This is a genomic window from Erythrobacter sp. MTPC3 (genome assembly GCF_042854385.1).
Classification (GTDB): Bacteria; Pseudomonadota; Alphaproteobacteria; order Sphingomonadales; family Sphingomonadaceae; genus Erythrobacter.
In genome coordinates, this window is record NZ_BTGP01000002.1 from 299,957 (window position 1) to 317,366 (window position 17,410).

Annotated in this window: 18 protein-coding genes and 2 tRNA genes; 12 read left to right on the forward strand and 8 right to left on the reverse strand. The window is 58.2% G+C overall.

Annotated elements, in window-relative coordinates:
* Nucleotides 1-48 precede the first annotated feature (48 nt).
* From ACGHU1_RS04205 to ACGHU1_RS04215, 3 genes are all read right to left on the reverse strand, one after another.
* Nucleotides 49-555, reverse strand: a complete 507-nt coding sequence (locus ACGHU1_RS04205; RefSeq protein ID WP_390583749.1) for a DUF427 domain-containing protein — start codon at nucleotides 553-555, stop codon at nucleotides 49-51.
* A gap of 15 nt (nucleotides 556-570) precedes the next feature.
* Entirely contained in the window at nucleotides 571-978 is a 408-nt protein-coding gene (clpS, locus tag ACGHU1_RS04210) for an ATP-dependent Clp protease adapter ClpS (RefSeq protein ID WP_390583751.1), read from the reverse strand.
* 211 nt (nucleotides 979-1,189) lie between these two features.
* Complete coding sequence (locus ACGHU1_RS04215; protein ID WP_390583753.1) at nucleotides 1,190-1,630, reverse strand: phasin family protein; 441 nt, start codon at nucleotides 1,628-1,630, stop codon at nucleotides 1,190-1,192.
* Between ACGHU1_RS04215 and ACGHU1_RS04220 the strand changes: the two genes are divergently transcribed.
* Nucleotides 1,605-2,117, forward strand: coding sequence for a hypothetical protein (locus tag ACGHU1_RS04220; RefSeq protein WP_390583755.1), 513 nt, complete (start codon nucleotides 1,605-1,607; stop codon nucleotides 2,115-2,117). The two genes, ACGHU1_RS04215 and ACGHU1_RS04220, sit on opposite strands and share 26 nt — an antisense overlap.
* A 52-nt stretch (nucleotides 2,118-2,169) precedes the next feature.
* Here ACGHU1_RS04220 and ACGHU1_RS04225 read toward each other — a convergent pair whose 3' ends face one another.
* Nucleotides 2,170-4,113, reverse strand: a complete 1,944-nt coding sequence (locus ACGHU1_RS04225; protein WP_390583757.1) for a PHA/PHB synthase family protein — start codon at nucleotides 4,111-4,113, stop codon at nucleotides 2,170-2,172.
* Nucleotides 4,114-4,282: 169 nt separating this feature from the next.
* Between ACGHU1_RS04225 and ACGHU1_RS04230 the strand changes: the two genes are divergently transcribed.
* The 7 genes from ACGHU1_RS04230 to ACGHU1_RS04260 all read left to right on the forward strand — a co-directional run bounded on the left by ACGHU1_RS04230 (nucleotide 4,283) and on the right by ACGHU1_RS04260 (nucleotide 8,832).
* Nucleotides 4,283-5,482, forward strand: coding sequence for an LL-diaminopimelate aminotransferase (locus ACGHU1_RS04230; protein ID WP_390583759.1), 1,200 nt, complete (start codon nucleotides 4,283-4,285; stop codon nucleotides 5,480-5,482).
* Nucleotides 5,483-5,667: 185 nt separating this feature from the next.
* Nucleotides 5,668-6,192 (forward strand): hypothetical protein, encoded by a 525-nt coding sequence (locus ACGHU1_RS04235; RefSeq protein ID WP_390583761.1) that lies wholly within the window; start codon nucleotides 5,668-5,670, stop codon nucleotides 6,190-6,192.
* A gap of 28 nt (nucleotides 6,193-6,220) precedes the next feature.
* Complete coding sequence (locus ACGHU1_RS04240) at nucleotides 6,221-6,568, forward strand: hypothetical protein (RefSeq protein ID WP_390583763.1); 348 nt, start codon at nucleotides 6,221-6,223, stop codon at nucleotides 6,566-6,568.
* Nucleotides 6,569-6,585: 17 nt separating this feature from the next.
* Nucleotides 6,586-7,113, forward strand: coding sequence for a hypothetical protein (locus ACGHU1_RS04245; protein ID WP_390583765.1), 528 nt, complete (start codon nucleotides 6,586-6,588; stop codon nucleotides 7,111-7,113).
* On the forward strand, nucleotides 7,110-7,532 hold the full coding sequence (locus ACGHU1_RS04250; RefSeq protein WP_390583767.1) for a JAB domain-containing protein: 423 nt from the start codon (nucleotides 7,110-7,112) through the stop codon (nucleotides 7,530-7,532). The genes ACGHU1_RS04245 and ACGHU1_RS04250 overlap by 4 nt, the downstream gene beginning before the upstream one ends.
* Entirely contained in the window at nucleotides 7,529-7,933 is a 405-nt protein-coding gene (locus tag ACGHU1_RS04255) for a winged helix-turn-helix domain-containing protein (protein ID WP_390583769.1), read from the forward strand. The genes ACGHU1_RS04250 and ACGHU1_RS04255 overlap by 4 nt, the downstream gene beginning before the upstream one ends.
* An 80-nt stretch (nucleotides 7,934-8,013) precedes the next feature.
* Nucleotides 8,014-8,832 carry a crotonase/enoyl-CoA hydratase family protein gene (locus ACGHU1_RS04260; protein ID WP_390583771.1) on the forward strand — a complete coding sequence of 273 codons (819 nt, stop codon included), beginning with the start codon at nucleotides 8,014-8,016 and terminating at the stop codon, nucleotides 8,830-8,832.
* Between the two features lie 9 nt (nucleotides 8,833-8,841).
* Here the strand turns inward: ACGHU1_RS04260 and ACGHU1_RS04265 are convergent, their stop codons facing one another.
* Entirely contained in the window at nucleotides 8,842-9,621 is a 780-nt protein-coding gene (locus ACGHU1_RS04265) for an acyl-CoA thioesterase (RefSeq protein ID WP_390583773.1), read from the reverse strand.
* A gap of 183 nt (nucleotides 9,622-9,804) precedes the next feature.
* On the opposite strand from ACGHU1_RS04265, the gene ACGHU1_RS04270 reads away from it, so the two are divergent.
* Together ACGHU1_RS04270 and ACGHU1_RS04275 are read left to right on the forward strand one after the other, a co-directional pair.
* Nucleotides 9,805-9,878 (forward strand) — tRNA-Cys (locus ACGHU1_RS04270).
* Nucleotides 9,879-9,904: 26 nt separating this feature from the next.
* Nucleotides 9,905-9,980: transfer RNA gene (locus ACGHU1_RS04275), tRNA-Thr, on the forward strand.
* Nucleotide 9,981: 1 nt separating this feature from the next.
* On the opposite strand, the gene ACGHU1_RS04280 is transcribed toward ACGHU1_RS04275, so the two are convergent.
* On the reverse strand, nucleotides 9,982-11,853 hold the full coding sequence (locus ACGHU1_RS04280; protein ID WP_390583775.1) for an ABC-F family ATP-binding cassette domain-containing protein: 1,872 nt from the start codon (nucleotides 11,851-11,853) through the stop codon (nucleotides 9,982-9,984).
* A 108-nt stretch (nucleotides 11,854-11,961) separates the two neighbouring features.
* Between ACGHU1_RS04280 and ACGHU1_RS04285 the strand changes: the two genes are divergently transcribed.
* Together ACGHU1_RS04285 and ACGHU1_RS04290 are read left to right on the forward strand one after the other, a co-directional pair.
* Nucleotides 11,962-12,231, forward strand: coding sequence for a hypothetical protein (locus ACGHU1_RS04285; RefSeq protein WP_390583777.1), 270 nt, complete (start codon nucleotides 11,962-11,964; stop codon nucleotides 12,229-12,231).
* Entirely contained in the window at nucleotides 12,228-13,382 is a 1,155-nt protein-coding gene (locus tag ACGHU1_RS04290) for a JmjC domain-containing protein (protein ID WP_390583779.1), read from the forward strand. Before ACGHU1_RS04285 ends, ACGHU1_RS04290 begins: the two co-directional genes overlap by 4 nt.
* Here ACGHU1_RS04290 and ACGHU1_RS04295 read toward each other — a convergent pair whose 3' ends face one another.
* Together ACGHU1_RS04295 and ACGHU1_RS04300 are read right to left on the reverse strand one after the other, a co-directional pair.
* Nucleotides 13,383-13,934, reverse strand: coding sequence for a pseudouridine synthase (locus ACGHU1_RS04295; RefSeq protein WP_390583781.1), 552 nt, complete (start codon nucleotides 13,932-13,934; stop codon nucleotides 13,383-13,385). It lies immediately after the preceding gene.
* Nucleotides 13,935-14,039: 105 nt separating this feature from the next.
* Nucleotides 14,040-17,402, reverse strand: coding sequence for an autotransporter domain-containing protein (locus ACGHU1_RS04300; protein WP_390583783.1), 3,363 nt, complete (start codon nucleotides 17,400-17,402; stop codon nucleotides 14,040-14,042).
* Between the last annotated feature and the right edge of the window lie 8 nt (nucleotides 17,403-17,410).

Below are 17,410 nucleotides of genomic sequence, written 5' to 3' on the forward strand. Positions count from 1 at the left end.
GCGCGAAAATCCCGCGCGGTCATGTGCCGCGTTGAATTGGCGCGCCAGTCACCAGAAACGGCTTCCCGGTCCGCCCTTGAACGGGCCCGCTTCGTATTGGCTGATCCAGCCGCCGTAAAACTGTCCGGGTTGGGGAATGATCTGCTCACCATCAACCATGCAGCAATCGAGCGGATCGGGATAGAACGCCAGAAAGTCGCGGATGCCGGCAAAACTTGCCGTGGGGGAGGGGTAGGACCACGCACCGGCATCAATCGTGTCACCGCTGATAGTAATATCCCAATACCGCGCCTGCCCTTTCCATTCACACATTGACCGGCGCGGATTGGGGGTAAGATATTGCATCGCCACGTCAGTTTGAGGGACGTAATAGGTCGGCGGATGACTTGTTTCGAGCGTCCGCCACGCGCTGCGGCTGTCCACCAGTTCAACGCCTTTGTGGATGATCTGTATTCGCCTGTCCGTAGGCTCTGCGATAGCCGGGCGAGGGTAGTCCCACACGCTTTCCTGCCCCGGTCCAGCGGCGTCGGGTTCAGGGTGGTGGGGCTGCCTCATCGCAGGATCACGCAGCTACGCCTTTTCCAGCGTGCATTGCAGCGGATGCTGGTTTTGACGGGCGAAATCCATCACCTGATTCACTTTGGTCTCGGCGACTTCGTATGGGAATATGCCGCACACGCCGACGCCTTTCTGGTGGACATGCAGCATGACCTGCGTCGCCTGTTCGATATCCATCGAGAAGAACCGTTTCAAAACCATCACGACAAACTCCATCGGAGTGTAATCGTCGTTCAGCAGCAGCACTTTATATTGGCTGGGTTTTTTGGGCTTGGTCCGCGTCTTGGTCGCTACGCCGATCTCTTCGTCGGTGCCGCCATCGTCGTCTTTACCCGGTCCGTCATCGCCTGCGCAAAGCGGGCGCGCGAGGTCGATTATGGTCGGGACCGAACGGGAAAGGGTGGGGCGGGGCGTAACCATAAGGCTCCATTATGGGATTAGTATCTGTGATCGCAAGAGGCGTAAGCGACCCATGCGGCGATGCATCTAAAGACTTTGCTTTAAATTGCCCGGAACGCAAAATAGCAAAGGGCCGGACGAACCAATGGTTCATCCGGCCCTGCGCATTTAAGCGCGCTTCCGTAAGCCGGGATTGGGAGAGAGAGGAGAGGCCCGGCTTAGAAACTTGGTTTTAGGCAGCTTTCGAGATTTTTTCGGCTGCAACGCTCACGCGGTTCGAAATCGGTGCGAAGGCGTCGTTGTAGAGCTTCACCCATGCTTCGGTGCGCTTAGAACCGTAGCTGACGACTGCGTCGAAGTTGCGGCGTGCGAGTTCACCCTGAAGCTGGAGCAGCTCGGTTGGCGACTTTACAGCAACCATCTTCTTCGCGTCTTCGGTGACAGTCTCGACCACAGTCTTGCCGGTTTCGACATTGTCGCGAACCAGTTCCTGTGCGCCGCCGATGAAGATCTTGCCGCTTTCCACGGCAGCTTCGACGTTTGCCTTGTTGAATTCACCGAACTCGCCGGCGAACTCACCAGCGTTGGCGTAAGCGGTCTTCACACGCTCTTGAACGTCAGCAGCCATTTCCTTGGCGGAAGAGGTGATGTCGGTTTTTTCTGCAGTAGCCATGATGGTTTCCTTGAGTTTGGTAATTGGGTTTGAATTCGTGTTCTTGGGTGCCGCTTTTGCCGCAGGCGCTTTTTTAGCGACGGGCTTTTTGGCTGGCGTTTTCTTGGCTGCGGTTTTCGCAGGAGTGTTGCGAGCCGGCGCTTTCTTCGCGGCAGGCTTTGCAGCGATTTTCTTCACTACGGCTTTTTTCGCAGGCGTTTTCTTTACAGCAGGCTTTTTCGCCGGGGCTGCGACGGCTTTCTTCACCGCGGCCACCTCAGGCGCGCCTTTGTCGGCACCGGCTTCAACAGCCTCGGCCACTTTGGCGGCGCTCGCCGTTTTTGCAGCTGCATCGGCATACGCCTGTTCCGCAGCGGCATCGATTTTCGAAGTTGTCTTGGCGTCTGCCATAATTTCCTCACTTCATGTTGCAGTGCACAAAATAGCGATTGCGATTGCGAAGTCAAGGAATTTTTGTGCAGTGCACAATAGCGTGCTCTGCGATTGAAATATAATGGCAAACCGGCATTGCGGTTCCGTGATTGGCAGGGAAAATCTGCCTAGCGGGTTTTCACATATCTGCCCGGTGCATCTTCGATAATCTTATCACCGCGCCCGCCCGGCTTACGCTTGCCAGTGGCTGGCACACGGGCATCGTCCTGCGTCTCCAGCCAGCCGAGCCAGTGCGGCCACCAGCTTCCCGGATGTTCCTCGGCGCTTTCTACATAGGCTTTGAGCGAATGGGCATGGCTGTCGCCGACCCAGTATTGGTATTTGTTCGACGCAGGCGGGTTTACAACGCCCGCGATGTGGCCTGATCCGGCGAGCAGGAATTCTATTGGGCCGGAAAAATGATCCGTAATGCGCCATACGCTTTCGGCTGGCGCGATGTGATCTTCTTTTCCAGCCTGCACAAAGCTGGGCGTTTTTACCTGTGTCAGGTCAATCGGCGTGCCATCCGCAGACAGCGCATCGGGCACGACCAGTTTGTTGTCTCGGTAAAGATCACGCAGATAATCATTGTGCCATTTGGATGGCAGGTTCGTAACATCGCCGTTCCAATGGAGCAGATCGAAAGCCGGGTAATCTTCCCCCAGAAGATAATTGTTTACGACATAATTCCAGATCAAATCCTTGCCGCGCAACGCGTTGAACGTGGCCGCCAGATACCGCCCGTCGAGGTATCCGTCCGGCGACAGCTTCCCGATCATGTCGAGATGCCCTTCATCGATGAAGTGTTTGAGGTCACCGCTCTTTTCAAAATCGACCTGCGCGGTGAAAAACGTGGCGCTCTTTACTTTGTCGGCCTCATCGCGGCGGGCAAGCAGGGCGAGTGTCGCGGCCAGCGTGGTGCCTGCGACGCAGTAACCGATGGCATGCACTGATGGCACGTTGAGCCGCGTGCGCACCTGATCAATCGCATCAATCTGGGCGCGGATGTAATCGTCCCAGACCACGTCCGACATGCTGTCATCAGCGGATTTCCAACTGACGACGAAGACGCTGAGCCCCTGATCGACAGCCCATTTGATAAAGCTTTTCTTGGGCGTCAGGTCGAGGATGTAGAACCGGTTGATCCAAGGCGGGAAGATGACCAGCGGCACCTCGTACACGTCCTTGGTCGACGGGCTGTATTGGACCAGCTGATATAGCGGTGTTTCATGCACGACCTTGCCCGGCGTCGCGGCGAGATTTTCACCAAGGGTGAAGGCGTTCGGATCGGTATGCGTCAGCTGCCCGCGCTTCAGGTCATTCACGAGGTGCTGCATTCCGCGCACCAGGTTCTGCCCCTTCGTCTCGACCGTCCGCTTCATCACGACGGGATTGGTCAACAGAAAGTTGTCTGGGCTCATCGCCTCTGAAAGCGCGCTGATTGCGAAATCGAGCTGCTTGCGCTTTTCCTTGTCGAGCCCTTTCATAGTGCGGGCCGAGTGGCGGAAATATTCTGTCAGCATCAGGTATGTCTGGTGCAGCAGCGCAAAGGCGGGATGGTCACGCCATGCCGGGTCCGCGAAACGCCTGTCCTTTATCGGAAGGTCCGGCTGATCGGCCGCATCCACAGCGCCTTCACCGCCGGTGGGGGCGGCAAACCGGCCAAGCACCCCTTTCCACAGCTGGAAGGAATCCTGCGCCAGCTTTGCCTGCGCATCGAACGCGCCTTTGGGAAACTGGTCCACCATGCTTTGTGAAATCATCAACCACTGTGCAGGATCGAGCAGGTTTTTGCCTTTGCTGGCATTCTGCGCGATTGAACCTGCCTGATGCGCGGCGAAGCTCAACCAGATTTTCTGAAGCTCGGCGCTCGCTTTGGCCCAGTCCCCCAGATCGCCCGCATCCATACCCGCCGGCATCAGGGCTTTCAGTCCGCTTGGCGTTTCGGGCATTTGGGCGCCATCCGGCATCGCTTTGGCCATCATGTCCCGCATGGCTTCGCCCTGCATGTCGAAAAACGCCTTGAAGGGGTCGCCCGCGCCGAACGGATTGTTGTTGTCGCCGTTTGCCATGCCTGAATCTGTCCTTAGGTGCCTGATCGCGGGATAAGTGCGACGCTGCCGATTGCCTTTAATCACAACAACTTTAGCGGAAACGCCTTCACACATCGACAGCAAATGACGTAGTATCATTCTTGCGCGGCCAGTCATATTGATTGCGCTGACAAGGGTATGAGACGCAATGGACGAACAATTTTACCGTATGAAGCGGCTGCCTCCCTATGTGATCGCTGAGGTGAACGCGATGCGTCACGCCGCGCGCCGCGACGGGCAGGACATTATCGACCTCGGCATGGGTAATCCCGACCAGCCGCCTCCGCAGCATGTGATCGACAAATTGTGCGAAGTCGCTTCCAAACCCGATGCGCATGGCTATTCCCAGTCAAAAGGCATACCAGGCCTTAGGCGGGCGCAGGCAAACTATTATGAGCGGCGTTTCGGCGTAGACCTCGACCCCGAAACTGAAGTCGTCGTAACGATGGGCTCAAAAGAGGGTCTGGCGAGCCTTGCCAATGCGATCACCGCCCCGGGTGATGTCGTACTTGCTCCAAATCCGTCCTATCCGATCCACTGGTTCGGCTTCATCATCGCAGGCGCGACGATCCGAGCTGTTCCCACAACGCCGGACGAGGAATATTGGCAGTCGCTGGAAAGCGCGATGAATTACACTGTTCCGCGGCCCAGCGTTCTGGTTGTGAGCTATCCTTCCAACCCCACCGCCGAAACCGTCGATCTCGCTTTTTATGAGCGACTGGTGGCGTGGGCCAAGGAAAACCGCGTCTGGGTGCTGTCCGATCTTGCGTATTCCGAGCTATATTATGACGGCAATCCAACCCCGTCGATCATGCAGGTCAAAGGCGCAAAGGATGTTGCAGTCGAATTTACGAGCATGAGCAAAACGTATTCGATGGCGGGTTGGCGCATGGGATTTGCGGTGGGCAATCAGGAACTGATTGCGGCGCTGACGCGGGTAAAATCCTATCTCGATTACGGCGCGTTCACTCCGATTCAGGCTGCGGCCTGTGCCGCGTTGAACGGCCCGCAGGATATTGTGGAAACAAACCGCGATCTCTACCGCAAACGCCGAGATGTCATGGTAGAGGCCTTCGGGCGCGCTGGGTGGGAAGTGCCTGCCCCGTCTGCTTCGATGTTTGCATGGGCGCCGCTTCCGCCCGCTTTGGTTGATATGGGCAGTCTCGAATTTTCCAAGCAATTGCTGACCGAGGCACAAGTCGCAGTCGCGCCGGGCGTGGGATATGGCGAGAAGGGCGAAGGTTATGTCCGCATCGCCATGGTCGAAAACGAACAGCGTTTGCGTCAGGCAGCACGCAACATAAAACGGTATTTGGCTTCACTTGGTATAAACGCGCCATCGTCTTAGTCTGGTAAATCAAATAATAAGCCGGGATCGGACCCGATTTCGGAGCAATCGGGTTCGATAAGCGTTAACCACGTTATAGAATGCAAGCTGATATGGAGGATGAGATGTCGCCCCAAGGGGCGCGGCCGTTGACCGAAAGGCAGCAGGCCGTGATCGAAAGAATTGACCGGCGCATGCCGATAAAGGTGATCGCGCAGGAAATGGGCGTGTCCGAAACGCGGATCAATCAGCACATCCGCGCGCTCAAGAACATCTTCGACGCGAACAATCTGGGCGATCTAGTCGAACAGTATCGCGCAACCCTGCCTGAGCAGCCCGACCTAGGGAAAAACCCGGATTTAGCTGCTGTTTCAGAAGGCCTTACTGAAGATTCCGATAAGGACTTGAGCGAAGCTTCATACAAAAAAAGGCAGGTCCACACCGGCACGCAATCAGACGAAAACGGATCTCGGGTCGACCACGGCGAACTCGTGATGAGCGATGTTCTGCCGTTAATCGAACAGGCGCCCTGGCTGCGTCCTGGCGAACCTAAGGTCGTCCCCGGGGTGCTTGATGGCGATTTTGCTGTCCTGTTCCGTCTCCTTGCGATCCTTGGGGTTGCGTTCGGATTTCTGGCCGCGGTGGTTTTGACCGTCACGGCCGCGATGGCGATAAGCGAGGCGCTGGATGGCAGGGCGACCATCCCCGTGGATGAACAGGGCTTCTCCTGACGAGCGGAGGCGGAGCCGGAGATTTGACATGACCGACCGCATTAAAAACGACGCCTACAACCTGAAGAAACTGATCCGTGAAGCCGAAGCTCTCGCCGACGAATCGATGATCGCGTTTGCCCGCCTGAAACAGGCCATGCTGACAGCGCGCCAGAACCCCGGCGTCGAAGTTGCAACCGGACAGCGCGCCCTGATGCGGCTCAATCAGGCCGAATCGCAGGCGATGGCCATGTCGACCAGCCTGCTTCGCGTGCATGACGAATTGAGCCAAATCTCCCGCGAGACCATGGGCGATGATGCGATCCCTACAGAAACGCTCGAATCCGAGATCGCGCCGGTTGTAGCTGAAGAAAAAACTGCACCAGTCGCTGCCTGATGGTAGCGGGCAAATGAATGCTTGATCTCATCTTCTTCGAATACAGGCCGATGCTGCAGGACCTGCTTACAATCGCGGTCTGCATCGGCGCCTATTTTTGGGGATCGGCGCCCGAACGGCTGGTGGCGATCACTTGGGTGCTCGTATTCGAAGTGCCGGGCCGCCTGTATAGGGCGGTATCGGAAGATGGGCTAAGGCTGACCGGTACAGACGCATTCCTGGCCACGACCGATGTCGTGGCCGGGATCGTCTGGATCGGCATCGCGCTCTATGCCAATCGCAATTACACGCTGCTCATTGCCAGTATGCAGGTTCTCGCCATGACAGCCCATGTCGCGCGCAGTCTGGCGGATACGATATCGCCGGTCGCGTATGTCACGATGGTGGCGGCGCCCGGCTGGTTTCAGCTCATTTTTCTCGGCATCGGCATCCTCATGCATCGCAAGCGGGAGGAGCGTTACGGGCCATACCGCGATTGGCGCATTCCCATAAACATTCCGCTGCTGACGAAGCTTCCACGTTATCCACGAGGCCCGCGGCCATGAACGCACCTGCTAACGGACTATCATTGCGCGCAGAGCGCACCGGCGAAACCCGCGCCGCTGCGATGGTGAAATATCTGCGCAATATTGTTCTGCGCCACGGCGTATGGTGCGAACATTTTCATGCCGTTTTTCTTGATGACCAGAGCCGTTTCCTGTCCGATGCCGGCTTGGGGATGGGCGGCCAGACGGCACTGAGTTTACGAATGCGCGAACTTTTTGGCAGAGCGTTGGCGGTGAATGCCAGCGGGCTGCTTATCGCGCACAATCACCCCTCGGGTGATTGCAAGCCCAGCGCCCACGATATCGCGTCTACCCACCGCCTGATCGAAATTGGGAAGGCGCTGGATATCGAGCTGGTGGATCATCTCATAATCACTCAACGCTCGGTGTATTCCATGCGAGCAGGAGGCGACCTTTGAATTCGAATGCCGCTGCCCGTCATTCAATCGATAGCGACATCCTGATCCCGCGTTTCCGCGAGATCGGTGACATCGTGCTTGACCTGTTTCACCGCGATGGCCGAATTGCCGACCGCTGGCTGGCGCTGCATCCGCGTGAATTCAAATTGGTCTGGCGTCTGGCCGATCAGCCGGGGGAGCCGCTTAGCAAGCGCGAATTGCTGTCCGACGTGTGGCGCATCGATTTTGAGCCTGAGACAAATAGCGTGGCGGTCCATGTCGCGCGGGTGCGGGCAAAGCTAGCCCGGTTCGGGCTGGCGAGTGTGCTGGCAACGCATCCTGAGCGCGGGTATTTTCTCGACGTGCCCTCCGCCCAATCCGTTTTCGCTTTCGGAGAAATGCGTCCCGGAAAGGCGGATTAAGGGTCGCATCTGGACATCGCCGCGATCTTGGCTACCGTCTTGGCATTATACCCGACACCAACGCATTTCGAGGATGTTTCATGCCGCTCTCCGACACGATGACGAAAAACGATCGTATTTCGATTGATCTGGGGGAAGACGGGGTCGCACAGGTCCGGCTGACCCGGCCTGACAAGATGAACGCGCTCGACCCTGAAATGTTCGAACGCATCATCGAGGCTGGCAGTGTCCTGCAGCGGATGAAGGGTTTGCGTGTCGTCGTTCTGTCAGGCGAGGGCAAGGCATTTTGCGCAGGGCTGGACACGGCCAGTTTCGGCCGGACACCCAGCCCCGACGAACCGGGACTGACAGAGCGGACTTACGGCAACTCGAACAAGTTTCAGCAGGTGGCGATGCAATGGCGCAAATTGCCCGTGCCGGTAATCACGGCCATGCACGGTGTATGTTTCGGCGGCGGTTTGCAGATTGCGAGCGGGGCAGACATTCGTGTTGCGCATCCTGAAACCCGGATGGCCATCATGGAGCTTAAATGGGGCTTGGTGCCGGATATGGGCGGCTATGCCCTATGGCGCGGCCTGGTGCGTGATGATGTGCTGCGCGAACTGATCTACACCAACCGCGAATTTTCCGGCGAAGAGGCACAGCAACTGGGCCTCGCGACGCATGTCGATGCAGACCCGGTTGCCCGGGCAACCGCCATTGCCAGCGAAATCGCCAACCGCAATCCGCACGCGATCCGCGCTGCGAAACGTCTTCAGGCGGGGATGATGGAGCGTGACACCGATGCGATCCTGATGGAGGAAAGCATCGAACAGCACGGTATCATGCGGACCAAAAACCAGATGGAAGCGGTGATGGCAGGCATGCAAAAACGCATAGCCAATTTCGACGACGTCTGATCCGCTGCGTTACCCGAACACCGCCACACATTGCAGCCCGTCCAGCACCTGTCGCCCATTGCTGTCCCACATCCGCAATCGCTCGGATGAATAACCGCTATCGGCATGCTGACTCGCATTTTCGGAGAGGTACCATCCATCTTCGGATACAGTGTGCGGGTCGAGTACGTTGAAAGACCAGTTGATTGAACTGATCGGACCGGGCCGCTGCATGATCCGCATGGCACCCGGCGGCATCACATCGCCCATCAGGACAAGTTTGCTGACCGGGTCGAGATCGTGATCTTCGGTTAATCTCGCCCAGCGGCGGATGCACGCACCGCGATCTTCGTCCTTGGCCTGGCCAAACCGGATCTCGAAATTGTTCTGGATGAAAGCCGGTCCTTGTCCTTTCATCGCGTGGCTGTTGTCCTCGGGCGCACCTGGCCAGTTTTCAGGTCCGTCTGCGGGCCTTACCGCATTGGCATCCCGCTCGGCAGCGAACAGCCAGAAAGCGGTGAGCGCGGTTTTCCCGTCCGACCATATTTCGCTGCGCACCTGCGTTACATTGCGGCCCTGCCGGATGATTTCGGCTTTCAGCTCGATCTCTTCGCCTACCGGCGCGACAAATCCCACCTGTGCCGCGCGGAGTGGGGGGAGATCGGGAAATGCGCGCTGCGCCATCGTGAAAGCGACAAGGGCTGATGCACCGCCATACAGCGTGCGGCCCTGCATCCAGTCGCTGGCATGGGTCAGGCGGGCAGCGCCGGATTTTCCGGTGATCGGTTCTAACAGGCTGGCAATAGTCATGACGCACCGTTTGCCGTCTCATCACGCCGCGGTCCAGACTGACGTTGCGTAAGCCAGCGTGCTCTTTTGGCAATTCTTTCACCAGGCGAGAAACAAACGCGAATGGCGGATTGCCTTTACCGCGCCGAATCGCTAGTGCGCGCGCTCCGTTTGTTGCAAAGCGTTGCGTGCAGCAGATGGCTCGGCCCGATGGCGGAGTGGTTACGCAGAGGACTGCAAATCCTTGCACGCCGGTTCGATTCCGGCTCGGGCCTCCACTTCCCGCGCTTAACTGCGCTGAATTGCCGCTTTAGCTCAGTTGGTAGAGCACATCATTCGTAATGATGGGGTCACGTGTTCGAGTCACGTAAGCGGCACCATTCACGCCGGACCAAAGCTTTCCAACTGTTCGCCCAGCGCGAGCCATTCGGCTTCTGTTTCTTCCAATTTTTCCGCTACGCCGGCGCGCAATGACAGCAATTCGCTCATCGGCCGGTCAGCCAGTGCGGGCGCGGCGTTAGCAGGTTCGTACATTGCGCGGTCCAGCGCGGTGCATTCCGATTGCAGTTTGGCCATGCGTTTTTCTGCTGCACCAATTTCGGCACGCAGCGTGCGAATGCGGGCGCGATCCTTTGCTGACTGGCCTTTAAGCTTTTTGACGCCGGAAGAGCCCGATTTCTCTTTGGGCTGGTTCTGGCCCAGCACAAGATCGATGTAATCCTCCATGCTGCCGGTGAATTCCGTGGCTGTGCCCTCATCCACCAGCACAAGCCTGTCTGCGCTCAATTCGACCATGTGCCGGTCATGGCTGATCAGGATCACCGCCCCGGAATAGTCATTCAGCGCCTGGACCAGCGCCTCTCGCGCATCGACGTCCAAGTGGTTCGTCGGTTCATCGAGAATGAGCAGGTGCGGCGCATCGCGGGTGATCAGCGCGAGCGCCAGACGCGCGCGTTCGCCGCCTGAAAGCTTGCCAACCTTGTTGGTGGCACGGTTGCCGGAAAACCCGAACCGGCCCAGCTGATCGCGCACGGCAGAGGCCGGTTTGCCCTCCATGGCGCGGGTCATGTGCTCCAGCGGAGTGTCGTCGCCCGCCAGTTCTTCAACCTGATACTGTGTGAAGTAGCCGACCTTCATCTTGCCCGGCGTATTAATCTCTCCCTCCATCAGGGGCAGCTGGGCGGCGAGCAGGCGGGCGAGGGTCGTCTTGCCGTTACCGTTACGGCCCAGCAGCGCAATCCTGTCATCAGGTTCGATCCGAAGGCTGATGCGTTGAAGGATCGGCAAGTCCTCGGTGTAGCCGACAGCCGCTGAATCCATCGTGATCATTGGCGGTTTCATCTCGCTAGGACTCGGAAAATCAAAGCTGAGCGAGGGGTCCTCCATCAACGCGGCAATTGGCTGCATTTTGGCCAGCATTTTGGCGCGAGACTGGGCCTGTTTGGCGGTCGATGCGCGCGCGCTGTTGCGGGCGACATAATCCTGCAGCTTTGCCCGCTGCGCATCCTGTGACGCTTTCGCCGCCGCCAGCTGCGCGGCCCTCTCCGCACGCTGTTTTTCAAAACTGTCATAGCCGCCCGGATACAGCGTCAACTGCCCGCCTTGCAGGTGGAGAATGTGGTCTGCCACCTTGTTCAGCAGATCGCGTTCATGGCTAATCACCAGCAGTGTAGCTGGATAGCTCTTGAGGAAATTCTCGAGCCATAAAGTCGCTTCGAGATCGAGGTGGTTTGACGGTTCATCAAGCAGCAGAATATCGGGCTGCGAAAACAGCAGTGCGCCCAGCGCGACACGCATTTTCCAGCCGCCTGAAAAATTGTCGAGCGGCTGGCGCTGCATGTCTTCGTCAAAGCCGAGCCCTGTCAGGATCCGCGCCGCGCGCGAGGGCGCGCTATAGGCATCAATGGCCAGCAGCCGGTCATGCACATCGCCGAGGCGGTCCATATCTGCGCAGTTTTCCGATTCTTCGAGCAGGGCCGCACGCTCAGTATCGGCTGCCAAAACGACTTCTTCCGGTGTCGTATCACCGCTGGGCGCATCCTGCGCGATATAGCCGAGCCGCAATTTGGAAGAGCGCGAAATCTCTCCCTCATCTGGCTCGATCTCACCGATGAGCGCCTTCATCAGAGTCGACTTGCCGGCCCCGTTGCGGCCGATCAGACCGACTCGCGCGCCCTGAGGGATCGCTGCACTGGCGTGTTCAAGGATGGACCGGCCGCCTAGCCGGACTGTGATGTCGTCGATGGTGAGCATGGCGGCGCCCCTAGCAAGTCTGCTCGCTACGCCCAAATGCAATCGTATCGCGGCGTGCGCTAGGGTGCCGGGGCTTGCATCCCCTGGTAGGAACGCTAGCGCGTAGGCATGGATATGGAACACCTGCTGCAACGCTATTTCGGCACCACCGACCTCAATCAGGTGCAGGTTGATGCGATCCCTGCTGCGACGGACCGGATGCAGGTCGATCTGGGCCTGGAAAAGGATCGCGGCAAACGGTTTGCCTTGTGGAGCCTGCTTTTCATGCTGGATGCCGCTCCTGCGCTTGATACGGTGTTCGATGATGAGGCCGACCGCGAAGCGGCGCGCAATTTCATGGATTTGGCGGCGATGGCGGGACCGGATGAGGCGCCGTGAAACCGACGTTTCAAAACTTTGATGTCGATGCGTTTCTGCGGGATTACTGGCAGAAAAAACCGCTTTTCATGCGCAATCCGTGGCGGGACTGGCAAAATCCCTTGGAGCCTGACGAGCTGGCCGGATTGGCGTGCGAGCCGCAGGTGGAATCGCGGGTGGTTGCTCAATCCAGCGACACTTTAACGCTGGAGCAGGGGCCATTTGCTGAAAACCGGTTTGAAGAGCTTGGCACCGCACCCTGGACATTACTGGTGCAGGCGGTCGATCATTTTACTGCCGAAGTTTCTGATCTGATTGAGCCTTTTCGCTTCATTCCGAACTGGCGGATTGATGATGTCATGGTGAGCTTTGCCACCGATGGCGGCGGCGTTGGCGCGCATTTTGATCAGTACGATGTATTTCTGGTGCAGGGTCTGGGCCAAAGGCGCTGGGAAATTGGGCAGATGTGCGATGAAAATACGGCGCTATTGCCGCATGATGATCTGAAACTGCTGGCCGAATTTGAACCATCGGCGGAATGGGTGCTGGGACCGGGCGATATTCTGTATATCCCGCCCGGCCTGGCGCATAAAGGCACCGCCATCGGGCACGATTGCATGACCTATTCGATCGGATTTCGCGCACCGTCACGCAGCGAATTGGTCGAGGGCTTTGCTGCGGACCTGCTTCAGGACATGAGCGAAGATGACCGCTACGGCGATCCTGATCTTACCCGGCAAGGCAATCCGGGAGAGATCACGGCGGACGCATTGGCGCGCCTGCATTCGATGGTGATGCGCGAACTTGGCGATGCAGACCGTTTTAGCACTTGGTTCGGCTCTTTCGCGACTGAGCCAAAGAATGCCCATATCGATTGGGCGCCAGAAGAAAGCATTGATCTGCACGAAGTCGTAGAGGCGCTGACAACTGTTCAAACGGTGCTTCGAAACCCGGCGAGCCGTTTTGCATTTATCCGCCGCGATGACGGCGGTGTAACGTTGATGGTGGATGGTAAGGGCCATGTTTGCACCGGCGAAGCAAGCGATTTTGCCCAGCGCCTGTGCCGCGGTCCTCGCTTCGAAATGAAGGCCGGATCAGGCAGCGGGATTGCACATCTCCTGCACACCCTGATCAATGATGGCAGTGCGGCGTTCGAAATCGCCGAAGACTGATCAGCGCGCCTCTCCTTCTGCCCAGGTGCCGGGGGCGATGCCATCCAGCGCCCAGTCACCCACTGACCACCGAACCAGACGCAACGTGGGATATCCCGCGGCTGCTGTCATTCGGCGAACCTGCCGGTTTTTGCCTTCACGAATGGTCAGTTTTATCCAGCTGTCGGCTACGGATTTTCGCACTCGGATCGGCGGATCGCGCAGCCACAGGTCGGGCGCTGCGATAATCTCGGCGTGGGCAGGGCGGGTTACGCCATCTTTCAGCTTTATCCCGCAGCACAGTAAATCGAGGGCAGCTTCGTCCGGCTCGCCTTCGACTTGAACGAGGTATGTCTTGGAAAGTTTGAACCGCGGATCAGCGATCCGGGCCTGCAACTTGCCATCATCGCACAGCAGCATCAGCCCTTCGCTGTCGCGGTCCAGCCGACCTGCGGGATAGACACCGGGCACATCAATAAAATCCGACAGCGTTTGACGCTGTGTTGGGCTGCCCCGGTCAGTAAACTGCGAGAGCACACCAAACGGTTTGTTGAAAAGAATAAGCCGCGCCATTGGCGCTGGGTTTGCCGCATCACGTTGCGGCTAGCAAGGCCGCCGGCCCCGATCCGTCCTTGTTCCATATCGGCAAGGTGGATGCAGGACCGGCTCCTGTCAGGCTCAGAAACGCCAGTTCAGCGTCATGCGCGCCTGATTGTTGGTAAGCACGCCGCGGCCCAGATCGGACGTCCCGCTCAAACTCAGGCTCATGCGGTTGTCGAGCGACAGTTCAGCCCCTGCATTGATCGAAACCCACTGCGGGTCCAGATCATTGATGATCGAGAACGGCACATCGGATGCTCCGATGAAGCTGGCTGTCACGATATCCTGCGTATCGGCCAGCTCGTGCGCATAAGCGACCGATCCGAATGCACTAAGCGTGCCGGTTTCACCCAGCTGCGCATCAAGCGAGCCCATCAGGCCCAGCTTGCTCCCGACCGATGTAAAGGTACGGGCCCGGATTGACAGTCCGAACTGGCTTGCGCCGAATTCGTCATATCCGCCGATCTCGCTCTTCACGTAATCGATGCTGGCGACCGGTCCGAATTGCACGCCCGGTGCGACTTTCATCGCGTAACCAAGCCGCATTCCGGCGAAGGTCTGGTTTCCTTCAGCAGAACCCTGTGCGGCGGAGAAAGCCAGAAAATCGCCCTGTCCCTGACGCTGCGTACCATAGTTCTGCTCGGCGAAGCCGACATAGAAATCGGCAAAGCCTTTTCCGAACTGCGCTGCGCCATAGGCTGATCCGGCGACGCTGGTATCTTCCTGTTTTGCAAAGGTGCCTACGTTCGCGCCGCTGTTGCGCACATTGGTCATGGCAACGCCAAAGCTGAAGCTGTCCGACACGCGCATATCAGCGCCCATGGTCAGCTCGCCAGCCTGGGTAAAGGCTGCCTCTTCCAGCGCATTCGCACCGGAATTGCGGTCCGCTCCGCCGGTCAGGAAGATGCCGCTCGCGGTGCTGAAAAAGCCCAGCTTGCCCGCCTCTTGCTGGCCGGTTTCCGCAATTGCATAGGCTGCATTGCCCGCCGAGGAGAACCCGGCTGCGCCTTTGCCCGCTCCGCGTAGGGAGAGGGTGCGCTGCGCAATCTGGCCTGTGAACCGCTGAGAAAACCCATTGGCAATTGCCGATTGGCTGAACGCGTTGAGCGGTGCGAGCGTGGTCAGCGTTGGCACAATGGTGTCGATGCCTGCATTGTCGACAATGTCGAAAATGCCCGCGAACTGCGAATAGCGTCCGTCGAAACGAAGCGTATCGAGCGCGGCGCCGACCGAACCCAAGGTGTGCTCGTCCCGGAAGATATCACCGAGCCTGCGCGCATCGATCTCTACGATAACATCGCCACCATCCACACGGGTCGACGCAACCAGCACAACCGACGGCGCATCGAGGAAGACTTCATCGAAATTGCCGACAACTGTGTCTGCGGTGAGCACGGTGTAGCGCGTGCCGAATTGTGGGCGACCTGCCGCATCGATCAGCAAAGCGCCGCCAAGGCTGGCATCGCCGACGACATTCAGCAGGTCGGTCGTAACCCGCTTACCGCGGAACTTGGCATCCGTAACCAGCGCCGCGCTGCTCGTCTGGACATAAGCTCCCTCGATTGTGAAGGTGCCGATCTTCCCTATGTGGCCGGGCGCGACACCGCCTGCCACGTTGAAGAAGGCGTCTGTGCGCACTGTCCCTTTACCGCCCGACGTCCCGCCAAACAGCGCGAACAGGCCGGTATCCAGCGTTCCGTCGATACGCGTTGTCCCGGCGAGCTGCTCAACGCCGATGATTGCGTTGAACGTATATGCCTTGGGCAGGGAGAGCGCCGCACCGCGATTGTTCAGTGTCAGCCGGTCGATTTCTACGTTCATGTCGACCTTGGTCGCGCCTTCACGGTTCAGAATGACGTCGAAATATTGCGCCGGATTTTCGAATGAAGTCCCCGGTGTGCCCTCGGTATTTTGCGGCACAAAGCCTGTTGAACCCGGGCCTAGCAGGACAGAGCTTTCCGGGATCTCACCGCCGAAATTCGGTGTGCCTTCTGGCGGAAGGAACGGGGACGGTGTGGTTGGATTGCCCGAAATGTCGATGCCGACAATCGTGCCCAGCTTCGGCCCGGCTTCGTAAACGCCAAGTTCGCTGCCTTCGGGAATTCCATTGACCAATGTTCCGGTGCCGTCGTCAATGAAGAAGCCCGGATCAAGATCCTGCGTCCAGCGGGTAGGATCGGACCATACGCCGGAGCCTCTTGCTGCGGAGACGTATTTATACGGCGTGTTTTCGGTCAGGAATTCGAAGAACGGGTAAAGCGGGTTGTAAAAGCTGATGTCGCCGTACCCTTCCGGCACGCCAAAAAAGTCGAAACCGCCCGACAGAACAGCAGTGGCGATGGGGAAATCGTATAGTTCATCGACAATCAGAGGAGATCCGCTGTCACCGCCAGCGGTCGCAACTTCGTTTGGCAGCGCATCGTCATCGAAATAGTCGATCGCACGCACCGCCTCCAGGCTATTACAGCTTGGGCCATCCGGCAAGAATACGCAGCCTGCAATTTCCTCTTCTGTGCGATCCGGGTTGTCGAAATCGGTGAAATAATATGCCTGGGTTTCGAAGCCGAAGTTGGAAGTCGGGGCGAATGCGGGGAAGAGGCTGTCGCCAAGGTCCGATGGCGAGGCGATTGCGCCCAGCATATTCTCACCGACCCGGCGCAGGAAACCGATCCCTTGGTTGCCATCAGACGCCGTGCCGAACGTGCCGTAACCGACTTGCACCACATGTGTAAGTTCGGTGAGCGGTGTCAGCAGGATTGGCAGCGCAGGTACGTCCGTAATCGGGGTGTCGACCGCGATTAGCGCAACGTCTGCCCAGGGGAATTCCAGCCCGCCATCATCAAGGTTGGCCGAAGGGTGGATAATCACATCAGTGCTCGTCGCAACGCCGCCATTAGCGTAATTTGCGCCAGTGCCGAAATAGTTGAACAAGCGCACCGAACTATCGACGCCGGTCGAAATGAGAACCGCCTGATCGCCTGTCCCCGGCACTCCGTATGATTCAGAGGAAGAGCTGTTGAGACAGTGCGCTGCGGTAAGGATAGTGCGCGGATTGATCACTGAACCCGTGCAATTGAAAAATACGCCTCCGGTCGCATTGTCCTGGATGAACATCTGCACCACAGATGGCTGGGTGTTGTTCACGTCGACGGAGCCGGACAGACCGACATCATCGCGCGAGAGGATTTCAGGCGTTGGCGGCGTAAGTTCCGCATCCAGATTTCGCGGGATCGAAAAATCGGGCATCACGCCAATTTCAGGGGCGGTAACTGATCGCAGTCGCGGCTCCAGCCACAATCCGTCGAATGTGCCGCGCGCCTCCAGGGCAAGAGTTTCGGCGGAATTTTCTTCCTCGGCTTCTGATGCGAAGGCTGGTGTGGCAGCCAGACTGCCAGCGATACCGATAAGGCCGGTGCCGATGAGGTAACGAAGTTTGCCCATGAAATTTC

Excerpts from the sequence above, each read along its gene's own strand:
- ACGHU1_RS04230 (WP_390583759.1), top strand. The coding sequence starts at position 4,283 with ATGGACGAACAATTTTACCGTATGAAGCGGCTGCCTCCCTATGTGATC.
- ACGHU1_RS04215 (WP_390583753.1), bottom strand. The coding sequence starts at position 1,630 with ATGGCTACTGCAGAAAAAACCGACATCACCTCTTCCGCCAAGGAAATG.
- ACGHU1_RS04250 (WP_390583767.1), top strand. The coding sequence starts at position 7,110 with ATGAACGCACCTGCTAACGGACTATCATTGCGCGCAGAGCGCACCGGC.
- ACGHU1_RS04240 (WP_390583763.1), top strand. The coding sequence starts at position 6,221 with ATGACCGACCGCATTAAAAACGACGCCTACAACCTGAAGAAACTGATC.
- ACGHU1_RS04295 (WP_390583781.1), bottom strand. The coding sequence starts at position 13,934 with ATGGCGCGGCTTATTCTTTTCAACAAACCGTTTGGTGTGCTCTCGCAG.
- ACGHU1_RS04225 (WP_390583757.1), bottom strand. The coding sequence starts at position 4,113 with ATGGCAAACGGCGACAACAACAATCCGTTCGGCGCGGGCGACCCCTTC.
- ACGHU1_RS04220 (WP_390583755.1), top strand. The coding sequence starts at position 1,605 with ATGTCGGTTTTTTCTGCAGTAGCCATGATGGTTTCCTTGAGTTTGGTA.
- ACGHU1_RS04285 (WP_390583777.1), top strand. The coding sequence starts at position 11,962 with ATGGATATGGAACACCTGCTGCAACGCTATTTCGGCACCACCGACCTC.
- ACGHU1_RS04260 (WP_390583771.1), top strand. The coding sequence starts at position 8,014 with ATGCCGCTCTCCGACACGATGACGAAAAACGATCGTATTTCGATTGAT.
- ACGHU1_RS04280 (WP_390583775.1), bottom strand. The coding sequence starts at position 11,853 with ATGCTCACCATCGACGACATCACAGTCCGGCTAGGCGGCCGGTCCATC.
- ACGHU1_RS04245 (WP_390583765.1), top strand. The coding sequence starts at position 6,586 with ATGCTTGATCTCATCTTCTTCGAATACAGGCCGATGCTGCAGGACCTG.
- clpS (WP_390583751.1), bottom strand. The coding sequence starts at position 978 with ATGGTTACGCCCCGCCCCACCCTTTCCCGTTCGGTCCCGACCATAATC.
- ACGHU1_RS04265 (WP_390583773.1), bottom strand. The coding sequence starts at position 9,621 with ATGACTATTGCCAGCCTGTTAGAACCGATCACCGGAAAATCCGGCGCT.
- ACGHU1_RS04205 (WP_390583749.1), bottom strand. The coding sequence starts at position 555 with ATGAGGCAGCCCCACCACCCTGAACCCGACGCCGCTGGACCGGGGCAG.
- ACGHU1_RS04300 (WP_390583783.1), bottom strand. The coding sequence starts at position 17,402 with ATGGGCAAACTTCGTTACCTCATCGGCACCGGCCTTATCGGTATCGCT.